This is a genomic window from Paenibacillus sp. FSL R10-2788 (assembly GCF_038003885.1).
GTDB lineage: Bacteria > Bacillota > Bacilli > Paenibacillales > Paenibacillaceae > Paenibacillus_AQ > Paenibacillus_AQ odorifer.
In genome coordinates, this window is record NZ_JBBOQA010000001.1 from 1,487,542 (window position 1) to 1,507,958 (window position 20,417).

Annotated in this window: 17 protein-coding genes and 1 pseudogene; 13 read left to right on the plus strand and 5 right to left on the minus strand. The window is 42.5% G+C overall.

Features of this window, described 5'->3' with window-relative positions; all coding sequences use genetic code 11:
• Window positions 1–64 precede the first annotated feature (64 nt).
• Window positions 65–1,078: a ferrochelatase gene (gene hemH, locus NSQ50_RS06575; protein ID WP_036680010.1), complete on the minus strand. Its 1,014-nt coding sequence runs from the start codon at window positions 1,076–1,078 to the stop codon at window positions 65–67.
• Window positions 1,079–1,532: 454 nt separating this feature from the next.
• Here hemH and NSQ50_RS06580 point away from each other — a divergent pair, with 454 nt between their 5' ends.
• Complete coding sequence (locus tag NSQ50_RS06580; RefSeq protein WP_076224229.1) at window positions 1,533–3,830, plus strand: FMN-binding protein; 2,298 nt, start codon at window positions 1,533–1,535, stop codon at window positions 3,828–3,830.
• Between the two features lie 197 nt (window positions 3,831–4,027).
• Window positions 4,028–4,984: a 3'-5' exoribonuclease YhaM family protein gene (locus tag NSQ50_RS06585; protein WP_036680004.1), complete on the plus strand. Its 957-nt coding sequence runs from the start codon at window positions 4,028–4,030 to the stop codon at window positions 4,982–4,984.
• Between the two features lie 70 nt (window positions 4,985–5,054).
• On the opposite strand, the gene NSQ50_RS06590 is transcribed toward NSQ50_RS06585, so the two are convergent.
• Entirely contained in the window at window positions 5,055–5,711 is a 657-nt protein-coding gene (locus NSQ50_RS06590; RefSeq protein ID WP_036680002.1) for a 3'-5' exonuclease, read from the minus strand.
• Between the two features lie 111 nt (window positions 5,712–5,822).
• On the opposite strand from NSQ50_RS06590, the pseudogene NSQ50_RS06595 reads away from it, so the two are divergent.
• The 4 genes and pseudogenes from NSQ50_RS06595 to NSQ50_RS06610 all read left to right on the plus strand — a co-directional run.
• Window positions 5,823–6,338: pseudogene (locus tag NSQ50_RS06595) on the plus strand (TerD family protein); the annotation flags it as partial.
• Between the two features lie 111 nt (window positions 6,339–6,449).
• The gene (locus NSQ50_RS06600; RefSeq protein WP_256717063.1) at window positions 6,450–7,121 is read left to right on the plus strand and encodes a vWA domain-containing protein; all 672 of its coding nucleotides are present in this window, start codon (window positions 6,450–6,452) and stop codon (window positions 7,119–7,121) included.
• 183 nt (window positions 7,122–7,304) lie between these two features.
• On the plus strand, window positions 7,305–7,922 hold the full coding sequence (locus tag NSQ50_RS06605; protein WP_076224224.1) for a DNA-3-methyladenine glycosylase family protein: 618 nt from the start codon (window positions 7,305–7,307) through the stop codon (window positions 7,920–7,922).
• A 22-nt stretch (window positions 7,923–7,944) separates the two neighbouring features.
• Window positions 7,945–8,655, plus strand: coding sequence for a DNA alkylation repair protein (locus NSQ50_RS06610; protein ID WP_036679998.1), 711 nt, complete (start codon window positions 7,945–7,947; stop codon window positions 8,653–8,655).
• 28 nt (window positions 8,656–8,683) lie between these two features.
• Here the strand turns inward: NSQ50_RS06610 and NSQ50_RS06615 are convergent, their stop codons facing one another.
• Together NSQ50_RS06615 and NSQ50_RS06620 are read right to left on the minus strand one after the other, a co-directional pair.
• Complete coding sequence (locus NSQ50_RS06615; protein ID WP_076224222.1) at window positions 8,684–9,376, minus strand: PspA/IM30 family protein; 693 nt, start codon at window positions 9,374–9,376, stop codon at window positions 8,684–8,686.
• A 60-nt stretch (window positions 9,377–9,436) separates the two neighbouring features.
• The gene (locus NSQ50_RS06620; protein WP_038569266.1) at window positions 9,437–9,655 is read right to left on the minus strand and encodes a PspC domain-containing protein; all 219 of its coding nucleotides are present in this window, start codon (window positions 9,653–9,655) and stop codon (window positions 9,437–9,439) included.
• A 286-nt stretch (window positions 9,656–9,941) separates the two neighbouring features.
• Here NSQ50_RS06620 and NSQ50_RS06625 point away from each other — a divergent pair, with 286 nt between their 5' ends.
• Window positions 9,942–10,355, plus strand: a complete 414-nt coding sequence (locus tag NSQ50_RS06625) for a zinc ribbon domain-containing protein (RefSeq protein ID WP_036679993.1) — start codon at window positions 9,942–9,944, stop codon at window positions 10,353–10,355.
• Window positions 10,356–10,911: 556 nt separating this feature from the next.
• Here NSQ50_RS06625 and NSQ50_RS06630 read toward each other — a convergent pair.
• Entirely contained in the window at window positions 10,912–12,015 is a 1,104-nt protein-coding gene (locus tag NSQ50_RS06630; RefSeq protein ID WP_036675894.1) for a GerAB/ArcD/ProY family transporter, read from the minus strand.
• A 145-nt stretch (window positions 12,016–12,160) separates the two neighbouring features.
• Between NSQ50_RS06630 and NSQ50_RS06635 the strand changes: the two genes are divergently transcribed.
• The 6 genes from NSQ50_RS06635 to NSQ50_RS06660 all read left to right on the plus strand — a co-directional run bounded on the left by NSQ50_RS06635 (window position 12,161) and on the right by NSQ50_RS06660 (window position 20,251).
• On the plus strand, window positions 12,161–13,675 hold the full coding sequence (locus NSQ50_RS06635) for a spore germination protein (protein ID WP_076099516.1): 1,515 nt from the start codon (window positions 12,161–12,163) through the stop codon (window positions 13,673–13,675).
• A 70-nt stretch (window positions 13,676–13,745) separates the two neighbouring features.
• Window positions 13,746–14,894, plus strand: a complete 1,149-nt coding sequence (locus NSQ50_RS06640; RefSeq protein ID WP_256717062.1) for a Ger(x)C family spore germination protein — start codon at window positions 13,746–13,748, stop codon at window positions 14,892–14,894.
• A gap of 6 nt (window positions 14,895–14,900) precedes the next feature.
• Entirely contained in the window at window positions 14,901–15,131 is a 231-nt protein-coding gene (locus NSQ50_RS06645) for a hypothetical protein (protein WP_036675888.1), read from the plus strand.
• A 287-nt stretch (window positions 15,132–15,418) separates the two neighbouring features.
• Window positions 15,419–16,978: a response regulator transcription factor gene (locus tag NSQ50_RS06650; RefSeq protein ID WP_036675962.1), complete on the plus strand. Its 1,560-nt coding sequence runs from the start codon at window positions 15,419–15,421 to the stop codon at window positions 16,976–16,978.
• The gene (locus NSQ50_RS06655) at window positions 16,975–18,765 is read left to right on the plus strand and encodes a sensor histidine kinase (RefSeq protein ID WP_076224219.1); all 1,791 of its coding nucleotides are present in this window, start codon (window positions 16,975–16,977) and stop codon (window positions 18,763–18,765) included. Before NSQ50_RS06650 ends, NSQ50_RS06655 begins: the two co-directional genes overlap by 4 nt.
• Before the next feature lie 184 nt (window positions 18,766–18,949).
• Window positions 18,950–20,251 carry an ABC transporter substrate-binding protein gene (locus NSQ50_RS06660; RefSeq protein ID WP_036675885.1) on the plus strand — a complete coding sequence of 434 codons (1,302 nt, stop codon included), beginning with the start codon at window positions 18,950–18,952 and terminating at the stop codon, window positions 20,249–20,251.
• Window positions 20,252–20,417: the final 166 nt, after the last annotated feature.

The window sequence follows — 20,417 nt, forward strand, 5'->3', positions numbered from 1 at the left end:
AATTGATATAGCTAACCGTCTTGTCTGCAACAGAGATGATCTGTGGACAAGACGGTTTTTTGTTTTACCACCCTTGGGCATTTTTTTCTACAAGTTCAGCCAAAAAATCAAGCCAATCCTCATGGTTATTCAAACAGGGAATTGCCATAAATTCCTCTGCTTGTCCTCCACCAGCCTCGAATTGTTCTCGTCCTTCTATGGCTAGCTCATGCAGCGTTTCCAGACAATCGGTCACAAGACCCGGTGAAAAAATCAGAGGTCTACGTATTCCTCGTCCGGCAAGCTCTCCCAGAACATCCGCTGTAGACGGTCCTACCCATTCTTCTCGCCCGAAACGTGATTGAAAACTAAGCTGCCAGCGTTCGGGCTCCCAATTCATAGCAGAAGCAAGAAGACGTGCGGTTTCCATACATTGCTGCGGATAAGGATCACCGGTATCCGCATACCGTTTGGGAATCCCATGGAAGGTCAGTACAAAATAATCAGGTTCTATGCTCAGATTCTCCATTTGACGCAGCAGGTGTGACTTCAAGGCTGAAATATAACCGGGCTCATTATAGTAGGCATCAATAAATCTTAGAGCCGGAATTAGACGTTTAGTTACAGGTCCAGTGGAGCTTTGGCGACCTAAGGCTGCAAAGCTGGCTTGATCGAATACGGATGCGGTAGTCGTGGACGAATATTGCGGAAACAGCGGCACAATGATAATTCGGGTAACTCCGGCCGTGTCGAATTTCGCCATCGCTTGCTCCATGCTGGGTTCGCTATAAGCCAATCCAAGCTCTACCTGATACCTTGGACCCAGCAGTTCTTGCAATCCAGATTGCTGAGCTGAAGAATGAAGGAGCAGTGGTGATCCTTCGGTTGTCCATATTTGACTGTACAGCTCAGCGGACCGGCGTGGACGTGAACGCAGAATCACGCCTCGCAGCAAAGGCTGCCACAGCAGAGGAGAATAATCTATGATTCGGCGATCTGATAAAAAACGTTTCAGATAAGGCCGTACAGCTTTTGCAGTTGGTGCAGTAGGGGTGCCGATTTGGGCGAGTATAACTCCAATAGGTGGCTGTTTGCTCAAAGCACAGAACTCCTTTCCCATATAAGAGATCGTTCTAAAATAGCATAGCTAACCTTGAATGCACAGTTATTGAGATCACTTTGCGTGTATAAATTAATTTTAATCGCAAATAGTGATGTTTCTTATAGGGTGTGTGATTTTCGATACAGAAGAACCGCAGAAAGGTCTGGTAGTATCAAACCAGAAATTGATGGAAAACGGGTGTAAGTGTTTTTATAATAACTTATGTGAATTATTTCACCTTTTATGCAGCTTTGTGTTAAAAGGAAGAAGTGAAATAGATTCAAGATATTTTTTTTATTGAAAATCGAGCGTGCAAAAGCATGAGAGGGGGGATGAGTTCTTATGAAGAGAGAAGTTATGCTTCATAAGAAGAGAAGGGGCGCATCGTACGAAAAAGGTTTGGTTAACAAAAAGCTACATATCACTGGGGTTTGGTAAAGGAGAATTTTCATTGAAAAAACTAATTTCTTTAACGGTTAGCGCGGCTATATTGTTAGCGCCGTTTGCTTACACACTTAATGTGCCTGCTGTAAACTTGAAGGTGGATGCAGTATCGGCAGCCTCCGAAGAAGCGGATGCACCGGCAGCAAAACCAACAGCAAAACCAACGGCAAAACCAGCAGCAACACCAAATGCAACGGCAAAACCAGTAGCAACACCAAAGCCAACAGCAAAACCAACAGCAACGCCAAAGCCAACGGCAAAACCAACAGCAACGCCAAAGGCAACAGCCAAACCAGCAGCAACCCCAAAAGCTACAGCAGCACCAGTAGCAACCCCAAAAGCAACCGCTGCACCAGCAGCGACAGTAGTACCAGCAGAAACTGTTAAGCCTGTGGCTACAGCAAAGCCTGTTACAGTTAATGAAAACGTATACCAAGATGGAGTTTACGTAGCTTATGGCGATGCATACTCCAAAGGCACGGAAGGTGCCAAGATCGAAATTAAAGATGGCAAAATTACTAGCATTGAGCTTTTGAGAACCAGTCCTAAGCTGATTGATAGAGATGCCCGTAACAATTATAGTGCTTTATGGCAAGCTTATGGATTGATGAAGGATAGATTGCTTGGCAAAACAAGAGATGGAGCAGCGGCAGTTGATGCTGTTTCGGGAGCTACCCGCTCCAGTAATGGCTGGAAATTGTCTGTAGATAGAGCGTTTGAAAGAGCTCTAACAGTGAAAGATACAAATGCCGTTTACTTTGATGGAGTTCATATGGGCGTAGATCCTACAGGTAAATATTCTGTATTTGCGACCTACGAATCCAACAAGCTCACAGATGTTAAAGTGTATCCTATGAACAGCGCTGGTGATTTCATTGAGGAGAAAGCTTACACAGCTGAGCAAGCGGCAGCGGTTGCAGCTATAGCTCCGGCCTTGCTGGCCAAAGGAACAGAGGCACAACCTGTTGCAGGTCTTGAAGCCGACTTTAAAGCAGCGATTAACGCTTTCTGGGATGCTGAGCAGAATGCAATAATCAACAATACATCTGCTTATGTAGACGGATTCTATTCCTCTTATGGTACGGCAAGAAGTGTTGGCGTTGAAAGAGCTGACATCGTGATTCGCAACGGTAAGTTGGTTGATGTGAAGCTGTTTAGACTTGGCAATAACCTGATTGACAGAGGGGCAACAGCTTATGCGGAAGTAGTAAAAGCAAATGCTCCTATGACAGCTAAGCTGCTAGCGAATGGTTCATATATCGCTAACTATGATGAAAAGGTTGACGGAATTTCCGGAGCTACGGAAAGTAGTCACAGCTGGAACCAAGCTGTAGAAAGAGCATTTGAGAAAGCGCTAAAGGTTCCTGCTGAAGGTCAATATTTTGACGGCAAATTTGCCGGAGTAGATAATCAATCTAAAGTGCTGCTGCTAGTTGATGTTGATGCAGATGCGGTAACAGGCATTAAAGTAAGTCTGTTTGGAGCTGACGGCAAGCTGATTGCTGACGATAAACTGAGTGCAGAACAAAAAGGATGGGTAGCTACACTCACATCCGGGCTGTTAGAAAAAGGTGTGCAAATGGCCGATATTACAGGCCAAGAAGCATTGTCGGCAGCAGCTAAAGCAGCACTGACAGATGCTTTGACCAATGCATCCAAAGTCCAAGGAACCTATAAAGACGGAACCTTTACTGCATTTGGTGATGCTTATGATAAAGGAACGAACAGAGCGGACGTTACCCTGCGTAACGGCAAAATCGTAAATGTAGCATTGTATCGTGTAGGAATGAACCTTGTAGATAGAGGGAACGCTGCTTACCCTGAGGTGGTAAAAGCAATTCCTCAGTTGACGGCTAGCTTCCTCGCAGCAGGTACTAGAGAAGGCGTGCAGGAAGTAGATGCTGTGTCCGGTGCAACTAGCAGCAGCGTGGCTTTAAAGACTGCGGTGGATAGAGCATACGGAAAAGCTGAGGTTGTAGAAGCTAATAAAGCGGCTTATTTCGATGGAATCTTCATTGGTGTAAGTGCCGATAAGCTTGTAAATGTTATGGTGAATGTAGAGTACGGTGTTCCTGTCAAAATGCTTGTTTATTATTTGGATAAAAACGGAAGTGTAAGAACAATCAATCAGTTAACGGACGCGGAGCTGGCAGTGAAAGGTGAAATCGAGTCGACATCGACCGGATATAGCCTGCACAAATATGGTTACCGTCCAGCAGTCTTCGGAAAAAATGATGCAGAGAAAGAAATATCCGCTAAAGCGGTAGAAGCTATTAAATCAGCACTTGAATCGGCTGGTAAATAATTATCGTTTTATAATAAAAGGAGGATATTCCAGTGCCAGAATATGGCCGGGGAGTAGCCTCCTTTTTCAAATATTCTTGGCTTGTACATAAATATGAAAATAGATCGTATAGTGATTTAAAGGGATTTTGGAGGTGAGTGTCTAAAGTTTAATATAGAGAGCAGGCCGAAAGCCTGTTATTAATAGGAGGCTCCAACATGACACAAATTAAACAGCTCGCTCCACAAGATGAATTTGTTGGCTTTTATCTTTTAAGAGAGCTGGCAATTAAACAAACGAACGGCACTCCTCCAAAAGATTATTTTGACATCGTCCTGGGGGATTCCACTGGACAATTATCCGCGAAATATTGGGATGCCAGCACAACTGATAAAGAAACTTTTTTTCCTATGGCGCTTGTGAAGGTACGCGGGATTGCTCATACTTATCGTGAGAAATTACAAATAAAAATTACTAAAATCAGGTTGGTTAACGATGAGGATGGCGTTGCACTTACGGATTTCATCCGTTCTGCCCCAATTCGTCCAGTAGACCTTATTCATACGATTAAAGGGGTTATGGCAAGTATTTCGGATCCGGAAATTGCTTCAATTGTCTCTTTTTGTGTGGGTAAAGTGGAAGAGAAATTGATGCATTATCCGGCAGCCAAAACACATCATCATGCTTATTTTGCCGGACTTGCTTATCATATGGTGCGTATGCTGGAAATCGGTGATTTTCTGTGCAAGCAGCGTCCGTTCTTGAATCCAGATCTAATGAAGGCCGGGATCATTCTGCATGATATCGCGAAGCCGGAGGAGATGGTCTCCCAGCTTGGGATTGTCTCGGAATACAGCGTTCAGGGCAAATTAATTGGCCATATCTCGATGGCGTCTAATTGGATCACGGAAGCGGCTATCCGTTTAGATATTGATTTGAATTCGGAAAAGGTTATGGCGTTACAGCATCTCGTATTGTCACATCATAATCTGGGCGAATGGGGTAGTCCTGTTCAGCCACAGACAGCTGAGGCAGTCGCTCTGCATCATATCGATGCGATGGATGCGAAGCTGCAAATGGTGGAGGATGCTTTGGATACCACACCGGAGACCGAGGAATGGACACCGTTCATCAGAGGTCTAGAGAATAAGGCTGTGTATCGTTTGAAGATTTAAGTGATGTTCTGTAAAACCAAACCCCCAATCAGCAGAAAGGAGCTGGTTGGGGGTTTTTGATGTTCTTTGGTTATTTGGACAAAGTGGCGCGGCTGCTATAAATGGAGGGTTTATGTTTAGTGCCTTGTTTCTTAGCAGGCTTTTTCGCGCGAGTCGAAAATGGGGTATACCCACCGGCAAACATCGTTCCGCTAGTATATCCTTGACTGGCAGAGAGCAATAGAGGATCATAGTGCTCCTCCTGCTCCATAAGTTTTACTAGAATTGCAGCGGCTGCGCGTGCGTCATCCAAGGCATCATGGTGCTTTAGCGTAATGCCGAAAAAATCGGAGACTACATTAAGTTTATGGGAGGGCAGGTCGGGCAGCATTTTTTTGCCTAATAAATAGGTACATAAGTATTGAAAGCTTGGGTAGCTCAGGGACATTCCATCGAGACAATAACGCAGGACGCTCATATCAAAAGCAGCATTATGCGCCACGACGATTTGTCCGTGTAGTAAAGGTTCAACGGTGGGCCATAGCTCTTGAAAAGTAGGTTGGCCGATTACCATTGATGGTGTGATGCCGTGTATCGAAATGTTCATGCCATCAAACCGCTGCTGCGGGTCAATTAGCCAAGAATGCTCTGCGGTTATATTTCCAGCTTTAACTTCCACAAGTCCCAAGGCACATGCGCTGGATCGACTGGAGTTCGCGGTCTCAAAGTCAATTGCTATAAAGTCCATTCGTAAAGCTCCTTATCTATCATATATACGTTTCATATTAAAGTAGTAAAATGATAAATACAATCTAGTGAATCACAATGAGCTGTTCAGTAAAAATAAGGAGATGGTAGAGTGCGGCTTATAAAGGGGCAAAAGGTGGATATTACGAAAGGGAGAAACGTGAACAAGCTTTTGCTGAAATTTGGGTGGATGACTGCTGATATTAGGATTGGCATAGACTCTGCTGCTTTTTTACTGTCAGAACAGAACCGTTGCGAACGCGATGAGAACTTTATCTTTTATGGCAATCCGTTGTCTATAGACGAAGCTGTAACTCATTCTGTCTTACAACAAGGGGATAAAGAGGCTATCGCCATTACGCTTTCTCGACTTCCTAAGGATATTACTAGAATAGCTTTAACTTTAACGATCTATGAAGGAGAAAAATTAGGACACTCTATGAAGCAAGTAACCTCTCCTTATCTGCGCTTAGTGGATGCTGCTAGCGGTGAGGAATTATTCGTTTTCGAGTATGGCTCTGACCTGTCGACGGATTCGGCTATTGTGGTTGGAGAGCTATATCGCTATGGTTCAGAGTGGAAATTCAGTGCGATTGGTAGTGGCTTTGAGGGAGGATTGGCTGCTTTATGTACAAACTATGGGCTCGTTATTGAAGAAGACGAAGGAAACCTTGAGGTAGCGGCCACAGCTGAGTTAACCCTGCCTTTAGAGACGATCCGTTATGAAGAGAAGAATGTACTGTCCTCTATTGATTTACGTAAAAAAATTGTTCAGATCACCTTAGAAAAAAAGAATCTGACAGGAGTCATCGCAAGGGTAGGCGTTGTCCTGGATATTACAGGATCTATGAGAAATCTTTATAATAATGGAACCGTTCAAGAAGTAGTTGAGCGTATATTAGCCGTTGCCTGCAAATTTGATGATAACCAATCGTTAGATGTGTGGGTGTACGATACGGAGTTTAGCCGGCTGCCACCTGTGACAGAGCAGGATTTAGGAAGATATGTGTTTACACATATTTTAAATAATCGTACCATTCATAAGTTTGGCCGCAATAATGAACCGCCAGTAATGGAGGATATCATTAAAAAATATACGGAGGAAGAACCCGATTCTACACCGGTATTTATCATATTTATTAACGATGGTGGTGTAGTGAAATCCACTAAAAATGTGATTATGGCTGCTTCGGTCCAACCAATTTTTTGGCAGTTTGTCGGAATCGGTAACTCGGATTTTGAAGTATTGAAGCAACTTGATACGATGAAGGGACGTTTGGTGGATAACGCCAATTTTTTTCATCTGGACCAAATTGAAAAGGTGACTGATGAAGATCTGTATGATCAGCTACTGAATGAATTCCCCATGTGGCTAAGGGCAGCGAAAGAAAAAAGAATCCTGCGAGCATAAAAATACATTATTCAGAATGAATAAGCCTATGCGCTACAATAAGCCATAACCACCTATCTTAGGGATGTTATGGCTTTTTCCAGTTTCGCTATCTTGCTATTCTATTCAACAATCCGTACACTGCCAAATAGGTATTGTATATTAGGATTAGGGTCATCACTATCAGATACGGGAGGAAACACTTTGAGCAGCGTAATTACTAAGTTTTTTGATTATGGGCAAGAAGACATAGATTATCTCCGAAGTGTGGATCCAGTACTTGGCGCAGCTATGGCACGGATGGGCAGAGTGGAACGTGTAATTATACCGGATCTTTTTACTGCGCTTATCTATGCTATAGTAGGACAGCTTATTTCAGTAAAAGCGGTTCGGACCATTTGGAACAGAATGTTGGCTCAGTTCGGAGACATCACTCCGCAGCAGTTAGCGTTACATACGGCGGATGAGATTCAAAGCTGTGGGATGACGATGAAAAAGGCACTATGTATCCATGAGATTTCCAATTTGGTCGCTCAGGGTGATTTTAAGCTGGAGGAATTGCCTGGGTTATCAGATCAAGAGGTTATACAAAAACTTATGACGTTAAAGGGCATTGGCAAGTGGACGGCAGAAATGATGTTAATCCATTCTATGGAACGACGGGATGTGGTCAGCTGGGGAGATATTGCGATTCGTCGGGGGATGATGAAGCTATATGGACTTGATAAGCTTACCAAAGATCAATTTGAACATTACCGGCTGAACTATTCTCCTTTGGGTTCTGTAGCTTCTATATATTTATGGGAAATTTCATTTGAATAATGGACAGGTAAGGGGTACTACTATGGAAAAAACAATAAGAGAACAGCTATTGAATTTGGCAGAGGTGGACTACCAGAAGTTTTCTGCGGCCTTAATTCCGACGATAGATAATGTTATAGGCGTCAGGCTACCGGAACTGCGCAAGCTTGCCAAAATCATTGCAAAGGGTGATTGGAGAGCCTATTTGGAGCATGCCGAGACAGATTATTTTGAAGAAGTGATGCTGCAAGGTATGGTGCTTGGCTACGTGAAGACAGATCTTGAAGAAATCCTACGTTATATCGCAGACTTTATTCCCAGAATTGATAACTGGTCCGTATGCGATAGCTTTTGCACAGGCCTGAAGTTTACCGTAAAGAATAAAGAACGGGTGTGGGAGTTTATAATGCCTTACCTATTGTCAGATCAAGAATATGAAATCCGTTTTGCTGTGGTAATGATGCTTAATTTCTTTATTGAAGAGGCGTATATCAGCCGGATTTTACAATTGCTCGATAAGGTCAGTCATGAAGGCTATTATGTAAAAATGGCGGTTTCTTGGGCGCTTTCGATTTGTTATGTGAAATTGCCAGAGCCTACGATGAGTTATTTGAGAAACAACAGCTTAGATGATTTCACTTACAACAAAGCTTTGCAGAAAATCACTGAGTCTTATCGTGTGGATCCAGAAACGAAAAAATGGATTCGCGGGATGAAAAGAAGTAAAAAACAAGCCCCTTATTCAGCTCAATAGCTGAGTAGTAAGAGGCTTGTTGTCCTATTTATTTTTTCTCAGTGTTTACTTCAGTGTTGGTTTTACGGTTGCGGATTCGCTCGATTTCGATGTCAACGGCGCTACGCAGGTTAGGATCGATGGAAGGACTTATTCCTGTGCCTGTATTGAATTTATTTTTGGAGTTTTCCGCCAATGCTTCCCACTCGAAAATCTTTTCTTCCATTCGTTCGAAACCTTGTGAAGCTGATCCTACATTTAGACCTTTCGTAGAAGAACGTGGAGCAGAGTTGAGTGTTTCTGTCGCTTGTTGAGCGCGAGCGATAAGTTCAGTTCTTTTCGCTTTGAGATGTTCACGCTCTTCTTTTGCTCTAGCGATATTGATCTCAAGCTCTGCAAGGGATTGCTTAGTTTGTACTTGGCTATTTATGGACTCTTCCAACTGTTCTACGTACCGTAACTTGGCTATGAGTGCCAGACGAGCTCTTTCTTCATTTCCTTGTTCAACTGCTTGAACGGCTTCGGCTTCACTTTGCTCTACTAACAGAGTATATTCTTGCTTACGGCGTTCCAACACACTTGCTGTAACTTGCAGATCACGCTCATTGCGTTCCGCCTTAGCGATATCATTTTCAAGATCACGTAAATACTGACCTGTCAGCAACACCGGGTTTTCTAATTTGTTTAAACCTTCGTGTAGGGCTGCTTTAGTAATTGTGGAAATTCTTTTTAATAGACTCATGTTCTATCTCTCCTTTTTTTATGGTTGGATTAGGGTTAGTTTGTATTAAACGACGATTTATTAATAGAAATCATGTCCATCTGAAAAGCTGTTAAAAGGTTCTTTAGGAACGATGATACTAGCGATGACGTAGAAGATAAGTACTGTTCCGAAGCTGAACAATGCTGCGGCAACAGCAACGAGACGGATTACTGTAGCATCAATACCAGACCAACGAGCAAGACCTCCGCACAAGCCACTTATCTTCTGATCACTTTGGGAACGATATAATTTTTTCATTTATTGTTTTCTTCCTCTCGTATGGGTGTGATTGTTATTGAATCCTGCAACCCGTTTGCTTATGTACTCATTCTAATATCTTTTTGCATGCGAAAAAACGGCCTGGAGGCGGTTTTGTATACCAGACCTGAGTCGAGGTTCGTTCCCGCAGGAAGGCGGGGAAAGGGTTAGTAAATCGGTTATAGGCTACAAACCATGGACGAAGTTAGGTACAATAAAGAAAGGAATACTTCTGGCGGTGTCGAAATATGCTTATATATGACTACTACGGAATTGGGGGCTGAATATGAGTTTTTTTAACAAAGTAAAAGCAGGGGTAAGCGAGGCTGGGAATAAAGCAAAAACAGTGGTGGAGATTAACCGGTTGAAGCTGCAAAATAACGGTAAGCAAAATGATATTGACCAGCAGTATCAGGTTATGGGCAAACTGTTATTTGAAGCCGTAACTCAAGGTGCAGGACCACTGCCAAGTGAGCAAATCGAGACTAATATCAATCGTATTCTCGAATTGAAGGCTGAGATTGAGACGAACCTTCAGCAAATTGCTGAGTTGTCCGATGTAAAGCATTGCAAAGCATGCGGTGGGAATGTGGCGATCGAGGCACGCTTTTGTCCGGCCTGCGGATCCACTTTTGAAGTGGCAAAAGAACCTGTCAGTGATGTAACTCCGTCCTCGATTTCTTTGGATAAGAAGGAATAGATTTACTTCATACAAGAAACTTATGAATAAAGAGGCTGTCTCAAAAGTAGTGAATACTACTTATGAGGCAGCTTCTTTTTAGTAAAAAGGCTATAAGCGGATTCTTGCTGTAGCCAATAGACTATGGGCTACGCACACAAAGTATTCTATGCCATTAGGTTGGGCGGCGGAATATTCATTTTGTGTGATACCTGTTGGGGACGATATCTATTGGACGGTGCGATAAGCAGTATGCGGGGGCCGTTTGTGTTGTCTGCGTTTATGAGTGTGCGAAGCCGGCCTAAAACTAATTAGGGAAAAACTCCCTGGAAATAACCAATATTCGCTCTAAATGAACGAATTTAGGGAATTCCTCCCTAATAATAAGGGGAATTTCTTTAATTGCTAACGAATTAGCTGAAATTTAGGGAGGTTTTCCCTGATCATTAGTCTAATGAACGAAAATCCCAGAATTTCAGGGAGAAATTCCCCAATTATTTTAGCGGAGCTTAATTAGATCTTTAAGTGGGATTCGTATCTACAATCTTAATTTCACTTGTCCATAATCTAGTGTCGTTTAAACCTTAGAAGCATGGCGTTTCTTAAATTTATACACAACTAGCAACATAAGCGGCAGAACAAATGCACAGGTGAAATCCCAATCTACCCAGTAGGCGGGGATCTCCTTCACATAGAAAATGATGTCTTTGGCAATCAGCTGTGACATACCGAATAACAAAAATCCAGTGGGTATGATCAGAGGACGGTGGCTTTTGAGTTTAAATAATTGGGCTGTACCTAAGGTTAAAGCATAGTAATAAACTGCTGTTTTGAAGTACGTGCTGATAATCCATGCTGTAGCCATAAGCGCTTCAATACGTTGCAGAGAATTAGCAATATTAATTTTTTGAGCAAGAATATAAGCGGCATAAAATTGATGTTCAGAAGCGTAAACACCTAGAACGGTAAGGGAAAACAATAAGATGAGGTTAAGGCCCAGAGCTCCGATGATCAAGGCTATGAAAATATCCCGGCTTGTTTTGCTATTTTTCTGAGCATAAGGATATATCATTAGAAACACGCACAATTCGCCAAAAGGATAAAAAACACCATACATCAAAGTATGAAGCATGTCCGGTACTGGTGTGTTCAAGATGGGGTATAAACGTTCCATTTTGACATCGGGGGTCAGCAGGAGCAGCAGACCGATCAAAAAAACTGCAAATAAAGGGAAAAAAAGCTGAGCTGCCCGGCCCAATGTTTCTAGGCCAAGTCGTACCCCATATACCAGCAGGAAAATGGCCATGAAACGAATAACCCCACCGGGTGTTTTCTCGTAAATCTGTGTACACATGAAATCTTCAATTTCTCTTATGTAGGTGGAGGCAGCAATCAGGAAGAACCCTAAATAGAATAAGGCCACAGCAGTTCCGACCCATTTCCCTAAAATTTGTAGGCTAAGCTCGATAATATTCTTGTTGGGTTCAAGGTCCGCTAAGCAGAGTAACAGTTTTATGGTCACTAGACCCAAGGGAATACTAATCAAAGCAGCAATCCATGCATCTTGTTTCGCTCCTGATATCATTAACGCCGGATACACAAGCGCCATATCCCCAATAAATGTGAATAGCCCGAGTATAATCATTTGATTGGTACTAATTCGATCTTTCTCCAAACTCATATACCCCCTCAAATTTATTGGACTAGTTTTAGTATGGTTGTAGTTACCAGAATTATGCCATCCCGATTTTTTAATCCGAAGGAATAATTATCATAATTAACATCAAACTATACTCATCTATCTATGGAGAAGTGGAGGCTGCATCATGAAAGATACGGAGATTGGTACATTATCAAGCCGGTTGGAAGTTAATATTGCTAATTTGTACCAATTGATGGGTGAAAGCTCTGATGTAGTGATAAAAGAGTTGCAGATAGAAGAGAACACTCATATTTCTTTGATTTACATAGATGGTCTTGTGGATACTCAGGTGCTGCATAATTCAATTTTGTATTCCTTGCAGGAACACATTCCTTACGAACAGCTGAGGGGGCTTTCTCCCGAGCGGAAGTTTGAGATGATTAAGAAACAGATATTAATAGCCGGCGATATAGCCGTCATTGACGATTACAGCCAATTTATTCATCATTTATTGTCCGGTAATATAATGCTGCTGCTTGACGGGTTATCCAGCGCTCTGCGGATCGGCTTACCAGGCTGGGAAGATCGTAATGTAGGGGAGCCTAGCTCACAGTCGGTTGTTCGGGGTCCAATGGAAGGATTCACTGAGAATTTACGGACGAATACGGCACTGGTTCGGCGAAAAATCAAAGATAGCCATTTATGGCTGGAAACCGTTCAGATCGGAAGGGTGACTCAAACCAGCGTATCCATTATGTATCTAAGTAACATCGCGAATAAGGAACTGGTGCAAGAGGTAAAGCGCCGTCTGAATAAAATAGATACGGACAGTATTCTCGAGAGTGGATATATTGAGGAGTTTATTCAAGAGACGGCAGTTACACCTTTTCCTACCGTATACAACAGTGATCGTCCGGATACGATTGCAGCGGGTATTTTGGAAGGAAAAGTGGCCATTCTTGTTGATGGAACTCCTTTTGTACTGCTGGTGCCCACATTTTTTGTGGCATTTTTCCAGTCAGCTGAGGATTATTACCAAAGGGCTGATATTGGAACATTGCTGAGATTAGTTCGTTTTATTTCATTTTTTATTACTTTGCTTGCCCCTTCATTGTATGTTGCGATTACTACCTATCACCAGGAGATGATACCGACCAATCTTGTAATCAGTTTAGCTGCCCAGCGGGAGAGTGTTCCTTTTCCTGCTTTTGTTGAGGCGCTGATCATGGAAATGACTTATGAGATTTTGCGGGAAGCCGGGGTGCGGATACCCAAAAATATTGGTCAGGCGATTTCCATTGTCGGAACGTTGGTGATTGGACAAGCCGCGGTAGCAGCGGGTTTTATTTCATCCGCAATGGTCATTATTGTATCGCTAACAGCCATTTCTAGTTTTGTTATTCCGGAGACAGGAATGTCTATAGCTGCGCGGATGATCCGTTTTGTGCTTATAGCTTTGGCCGGATTTATCGGATTATATGGAATTCTCTTCGGTATTTTCATCATCGTATTGCATTTGTCGAGTCTGCGTTCTTTCGGAATGCCTTATATGAGTCCGCTCGGACCGTATAATTCCAAAGATTTAAAAGACTCTATTTTTCGCTTTCCGTGGCCGTTTTTAAAGACAAGGCCTGCTGAGAATAAGACGCAGAACCTGTTTCGTCAAAGCACATCCAGTGATAAGGAACCAACCAAATGAATAAAAAATTAGTTAGAGGCGTTCTTCGATTAATGATAGCTCTCCAATTTACGTTAGTGCTAAGCGGCTGTTGGGAAAGAAAGAGCTGAATGAGATAGCTTTTGTCTTGGGGATAGGGATTGACAAGGCAGAAAAAGGTTATACCGTTTCGATGCAGGTCGTTATTCCATCTGCGATTTCCTCCCAAACGAATGGAGGAGGGGGAGGCAGTGGAGTCCCAGTGGTTGTATATAAATTTACTGTACCTACGTTTTATGATGCGCTGCGTAAGCTGAATCTGGATAGCTCTAGGTCAAGTTATCTCGGTCATATCCGGGTGTTGGTGATTGGGGAGGAGCTTGCCCGCACCGGAGTGGGTGAGATACTCGATGTATTTAAAAGAAGTCGGGAACCCCGGATGGATTTCTACGTTATGGTTGCCAGAGATACAACCGCCAGCAATGTCTTGAATGTCCTTACACCTATGGATAAATTACCAGCGAACAAATTATTTAGCTCTTTGGATAATTCTTATAAAGATTCAGCAAAAACAGTCGCTGTCACGCTGGATGATTTTATTGAGAATTTATTGTCTGAAGGTGAGAATCCTGTGCTAACCGGAGTGAAAATTATAGGAGATCCCAAAGATGGAGAAGACAAAAGCAATGTAGAGCGAACAATGCCTAAGGCAAGATTGGAATACCATACTGTAGCTGTGTTCAAAAAAGACAAGTTGATCGGTTGGCTAAACGAGGGAGAAACGATTGGTTACAATTATATCAACGATAAGGTAACCGCACATTCTGGCTCGATCGCAGGGGAAGACGGAAAGCCCATAGTAATCGAAGCGATCCAGGCTACAACTAAACGCAAAGTGAAAATCATTAATGGGGAGCCGCATATTTACCTTAGTGTTAAGACGCTTTGCAATATTGAAGAAGTGCAAAGTGTAGAAAATTTGGAATCGGAAAGCACTATAAAACGTTTGGAAAAGGAAACAGAGGAGCGGATTATAGAGCGGATGCAAAAAACTGTGGAGCATGTAAATGATCGTTTCAATGTTGATATTATGGGATTCGGACAATCGATCTACCATGCCAGCCCTAAAGCTTGGGCAAAGCTGCAGCAACAAAAGGGTGACGATTACCTTAAATCATTGCGCATCCATTACAAAGCCTCAGCAGTTATTAACCGCGTGGGTCTCACAGATAATTCTTTTCTTGAAAAAATCAAGGAGTGAAGTCAAATGCTAGTACTGTTATTCTTGGTGATTGCTGTAGGTTGTATGGCACTTGATTTGCCTAAATTAATGCGAAAGCGCCGAGTGCGTGATCTTAGCGTATATTTTATTTTTTGGATTTTGGGTCTTGGCGCGACCTTCTGCTCGTTGTTAAAATTGAACATCCCCAGTCCGCTGTTTCTTATTATCTTTATCTATAAGCCAATAAATAATTTATTTGGCTTATTGTTCCATTAACAATGAAGCTGCAATTATCGCGGCTTTTTTTGTTTTATCATGTAGAAGTTCTTGTCCTTAACTTAAGAATATTTCATAGAATGAAAATGAGAGGTTGACCATATTTGTCGGTGGGGCATATTATTTGGAATGAACAATTTTTAAGTAAGCTTACGGCTTTACTTGTATAGGAGCTTGCTCCTTGTTGGATGTATTGTATACTAACGAATAAAAAGAAAACGGTTACAAAGAGATTTTCAATTCAAGGAAAAAGGCATAATCATTCTCAGGGCTGCAAGGGGGAAGAAATGAAACCAATATTCAAAATTATGATTGTTGATGATGAGATGCTTGTAAGACAAGGAATCAAACATCTTTTGGATTGGGAAAATGAAGGGTATCGAATTGTTGGTGAGGCTGCTAACGGTCTTGAAGCACTAAATATGATGGATGAGGTTAATCCTCATGTGATCATTACAGATATTGTTATGCCAATAATGGGCGGGGAGAAACTGGTCAAGATCGTTAAGGAGAAATACCCTCATATTGAAGTAATCGTCTTAAGTAGTTTCAGTGAATATGATTATGTCCGATCCACATTTCAAAGTGGTGTAGCGGACTACATTCTGAAGCCAAAGTTGGAAGCTGATTATCTGTTAACCATCCTAAATAAAACCACTGCTAAATTGGTAGGGATGGAGATGACCGATCAAGGAAAGGATCCTGGGGAAAAGCAAGTTTTGCTAGTTATCGAGAAGCTTATGACCGGATATGAGTCTGGGCTTGAGTCTGCTTTGCTTCATGCAAAGTTTCCACACACACTATTCGCGTTTTTCGGAGCGGATATGAAACATATTAAAGATTCTGGGGATAGGTTAACTTTCACACAAAAAATAGAAAAAGGGCTTAGTAAGCTCCCTTTGGGCGATACAGTGTTTATTCGGCTGAAGTTTGTCAATGATTCGGTTATATATTTGCTTAATGCAAAGCCGGAACAGTGGGACGAGCTTGTTATAGAGCTCCGATATCTAGTCTCGGAGATGGACCATTGGGCGAGAGAAACACATTTCGTTATCAGTCAAAGCTTTACGGATTTTAATAAGCTGGGGGAGATTTATCGAGACAATTATTTAAAGCTTACACGATACAGTTTCTACTTGCCGGATCGAAGCTTAATTGAAAATGATCATTTGCCCAGCCTTCCGAGTGCATATCAGGAATATGATATGGGCGAATTAATGGAACAACTGAAACGTAAGCAATACCAGAAGGCATTCACTGGATTTCTGGAATATGTTCATCTCCGTTCGATGGATTATCGGACCGATATTTTCGAATTCAAATCGTTATTGGGGAATTTTATATTTAACGTAGCGACCACACTTGGAAAAATGAAGTATGAGACCGGAGGCTTGGAGGAATCCAAATACGACTTCTTTCGAAAAATAGATGAAGCGATGTATGCCGGAGATGCAATCGCTGTTGCTGAAGCTTTTATTCGCGAAGCTGAACGTGCGATTGGTGAGACGAACCTAACGATCAATCCAAATATGACCCGCTTGCTTGAATACATTCAGGATCATTACGCTGATCCCATCACGTTGACTGGGGTTGCGCGGCAGTTTCATTTCAACGCTTCTTATTTATCGAGCCATTTCACAGCTCAGAATGGTGAAGGATTTAATGAATATCTGAACAAAGTCCGTTTGGAGAAAGCCATGGAGTTACTCGTGACAACGGAAAAAACAATTTCTGATATTAGCGCTAGTGTGGGCTATTCGGATCAGAGTTATTTCACTAAAGTGTTTAAGAAACAGGCTGGTATTTCTCCGAGCCAGTACCGAAGACGGGACGTAGAGCGACCATGATTGGAACTATCATTAACAAGATTAGAAAGCAGGGCCTATTTCTCAAGCTTTTTCTTGTGACCCTCATAAGCATTGTTGCTGTATCCCTGCTGACTTTGTCTATTACCATCCGTATGTCAGAAAATTTATTCTTAAAGACCTTCAGCATAACGAATGGCAAACTACTAAATCAGATGAAGACAAACTTGGAGTCCTACAACAACGTTGTAGCTACGGGTGCTACAATGACAGCTCAGAAAGGTGCCATCCGCAGCTATTTGTCCGGGGGAGAGACGGATTCATTGACACTCGCTATCAAAACCTACCAGATGACAGAAAGCATGCGGGCAGTCCGCTCCAACCTGAGTGCCTTTGATGTGGGTATTATGATTGTAGGTGCGAATGGCAGAAGTTATTCAACCGATCCTTGGTATTGGTCTGCTACTGCTGATGAACTGAAGAACCACCCGATTACGAAAGCGACAGTGGCCCATCCACAGCAAATTCTGTACCAACTTTATCAAAAAGAGGATGGTCAAACCAAAAAGAAAGAGATCCTGTTAGTGGCTTCTAAAGCTCTATTTGATCATTCGACCGGCCGTATCTATGGCACTATGTACATTGCAATTCGTGATAGCGATTTTAAGGCCTTCTATGCCAATTTTACGAGTGAAGGTAATGATGTTGTTTTGCTGAATGCAAAAGGGCAAATTGTATCCAGCAACAGGACAGAGCTGATTGGGCTGACCGATCAACAGCTGCTTCATGAAGTAGTTGATGAACAGAGCACAGGAGACAATGGAGAATCTGTCTATGTGATGGGGAATGAACGGGTAGTATTCTCGGAATACTTGCCTGAATTTGATGTTTATTTGGTGAATCTGATCGATAAGAAAGCTGTAACGGGTCAGATGGTAAATGCTAAAGCAGTGTCGTTGACGATCATGGCTATCGTAGCCATTTCGCTTATTATTGTATTTTTAATTACCAGGAAAATGACGAAGTCCCTGCGTGTACTCGTTGAACAGATGTCGAGTATTCCTAAGGGGGGATTTGATAATCATGTGGATGTCGCCACTAGTAGTTATGAAGTTAAGGAGCTAGGAAATGCCTTCAATTTTATGCTTGATTCCCTACATGATTATGTTGATCGGTTGATGGAGACCCAGAAGCAGCAGCGTAATGCGGAGCTGGCCGCCCTTCAAATGCAGATCAATCCACATTTTTTATATAATACGCTGGCTTCTATCAAATTTCTGGTGCAACAGGGCAACAAGGAAAAAGCAGCTGGAACAATAAATTCGCTAATCTCACTCCTGCAAAACACTGTCAGTGATATTCAATCCACTATACCTGTTAGTCAGGAATTAGAATCGCTGAAGCATTATGTGTATATCAATCATGTAAGGTACGGTGAAAAGATTCGCGTCAATTATTTTGTGGAGCCTGAAAGCTTGGATTATCATATGCCAAAGCTAATTCTGCAGCCTTTTATCGAAAACGCGTTCTTTCATGCATTCAATCTTAAAGATGAGGGAAGAATTCTGATCATGATCGCCGTTCAGGAAGATCAGCTTGTATGCGAAGTTGTAGATAATGGTGATGGGATGGACCTTGATCCGAATTTGATGAAAGAAGAACAGCTGCCAGCCTCGAAGCACAAACGACAATTATTCTCCGGGATCGGTATACGGAATGTTGATGACAGAATCAAATTGTTGTACGGAGAGCGCTATGGTATTAACATTACAAGCAAACGAAATGAAGGTACGAAGATCATAATTACGCTTCCATTGTTAAAAAGCTAAAATTTTTACAAGAACCTAAAAATAGTACCAGAGTCGATCTTAGAGTAAAAATAGAATCCAATAATAACACCAAAGCTAACAAAGATACTGCCAAAGAAAGCGAATACAAAATGATAAGATGGAAGCGTAGCAGAGAAAACGCTTCCATCTTTATTATTTTACAGATTATCAAGGGGGTTACGAAGTGAAAAAATTATTATCCGTAATGCTGGCTAGTGTGGTTCTACTTTCGGCATGTTCCTCAGGTGGAACGAAAAACGAAACGAGCAACTCCGGAAGCGAAGGTAGCAGCAAGCCACAAGAGATCACAGTTTGGGCTTGGGACCCAGCGTTTAACATTGCAGCCATGAATGTTGCTAAAGAAGCTTATGCGAAAGTCAATCCAGACGTAACGGTAAACGTCGTTGAGAACGCGCAGGCTGATATCGTGCAAAAGCTGAACACAGGACTGAACTCTGGATCTACGAAGGGTCTTCCTAACATTGTATTGATTGAGGATTACCGTGCGCAAAGCTTTTTGCAAGCGTATCCGGATTCCTTTTATGAATTGACGGATGTTGTAAAAGCTGCTGATTTTGCGGATTACAAAATTGGCCCGACCAGTGTTGACGGCAAGCAATATGGTGTTCCGTTTGATTCTGGTGTAACTGGAATGTATGTACGTACAGACTATCTTGAGCAAGCAGGCTATAGCCTGGATGCACTACAGGATATCGACTGGAAGCAATATATCGAGATCGGTAAGGCTGTAAAAGAAAAAACCGGCAAAAGCATGATCACACTGGATCCCAATGATCTTGGACTTATCCGGGTCATGATTCAATCGGCGGGTGCATGGTATACGGGTGAAGACGGTCAAACTCCGACCATTGCAGACAACGCTGCTTTGAAAGAGGCGCTTGTATTGTACAAAGAAATGATGGATTCCGGCATCGTGAAAGTTAACTCAGACTGGAGTCAATTTGTAGGCGCATTCAATAGTGGTGAAGTGGCTACTGTGCCAACGGGTAACTGGATTACACCTTCAATTAAAGCCGAAGCTTCCCAATCCGGTAAGTGGGCAGTAGCTCCACTTCCTAAGCTGGCAGCCACAGCAGGCTCCGTCCATGCATCCAACCTTGGGGGCAGCTCCTGGTATGTAATGAATGTAGATGGTAAAGAAGCTGCTGCGGAGTTCCTTGCAAAAACATTTGCTTCTGATGCGGAATTGTATCAGACGTTAAATACAAAAGTTGGTGTTATCGGCACTTTAAAAGCTGCGGCAAGCGGAGAAGCTTATTCAGCTGCAGATGAATTTTTCAAAGGTCAAAAGGTCGTATCCGATTTTGCGGCTTGGACCGAACAAATTCCTAACGTCAACTATGGCATGAACACTTACGCAATAGAGGACATTATGGTTGTAGCAGTGCAATCTTATCTTGGTGGAAAAGATGTAGATACTGTTCTGAAGGATGCCCAGAAGCAAGCAGATACCCAAGTTCGCTAATCACACTTAGGCTGTACAATCTAGGCCCTTGCTTCTTCTTCTCCTGTAAATTGGATTTCTACAGAAGGATGGGTAGCAGGGGCTTTCATCTCTAATTTATCAGACAGAAGGGTGTGGAGTGGAGTGGAAACTGTAAAGCCAGGGCTAAGCCCTCAAAGACATAAGA

Coding starts and splice junctions, on each gene's coding strand:
- NSQ50_RS06585 (WP_036680004.1), top strand. CDS start 4,028: ATGACACAAATTAAACAGCTCGCTCCACAAGATGAATTTGTTGGCTTT.
- NSQ50_RS06590 (WP_036680002.1), bottom strand. CDS start 5,711: ATGGACTTTATAGCAATTGACTTTGAGACCGCGAACTCCAGTCGATCC.
- NSQ50_RS06610 (WP_036679998.1), top strand. CDS start 7,945: ATGGAAAAAACAATAAGAGAACAGCTATTGAATTTGGCAGAGGTGGAC.
- NSQ50_RS06615 (WP_076224222.1), bottom strand. CDS start 9,376: ATGAGTCTATTAAAAAGAATTTCCACAATTACTAAAGCAGCCCTACAC.
- NSQ50_RS06620 (WP_038569266.1), bottom strand. CDS start 9,655: ATGAAAAAATTATATCGTTCCCAAAGTGATCAGAAGATAAGTGGCTTG.
- NSQ50_RS06625 (WP_036679993.1), top strand. CDS start 9,942: ATGAGTTTTTTTAACAAAGTAAAAGCAGGGGTAAGCGAGGCTGGGAAT.
- NSQ50_RS06630 (WP_036675894.1), bottom strand. CDS start 12,015: ATGAGTTTGGAGAAAGATCGAATTAGTACCAATCAAATGATTATACTC.
- NSQ50_RS06635 (WP_076099516.1), top strand. CDS start 12,161: ATGAAAGATACGGAGATTGGTACATTATCAAGCCGGTTGGAAGTTAAT.
- NSQ50_RS06645 (WP_036675888.1), top strand. CDS start 14,901: ATGCTAGTACTGTTATTCTTGGTGATTGCTGTAGGTTGTATGGCACTT.
- NSQ50_RS06650 (WP_036675962.1), top strand. CDS start 15,419: ATGAAACCAATATTCAAAATTATGATTGTTGATGATGAGATGCTTGTA.
- NSQ50_RS06655 (WP_076224219.1), top strand. CDS start 16,975: ATGATTGGAACTATCATTAACAAGATTAGAAAGCAGGGCCTATTTCTC.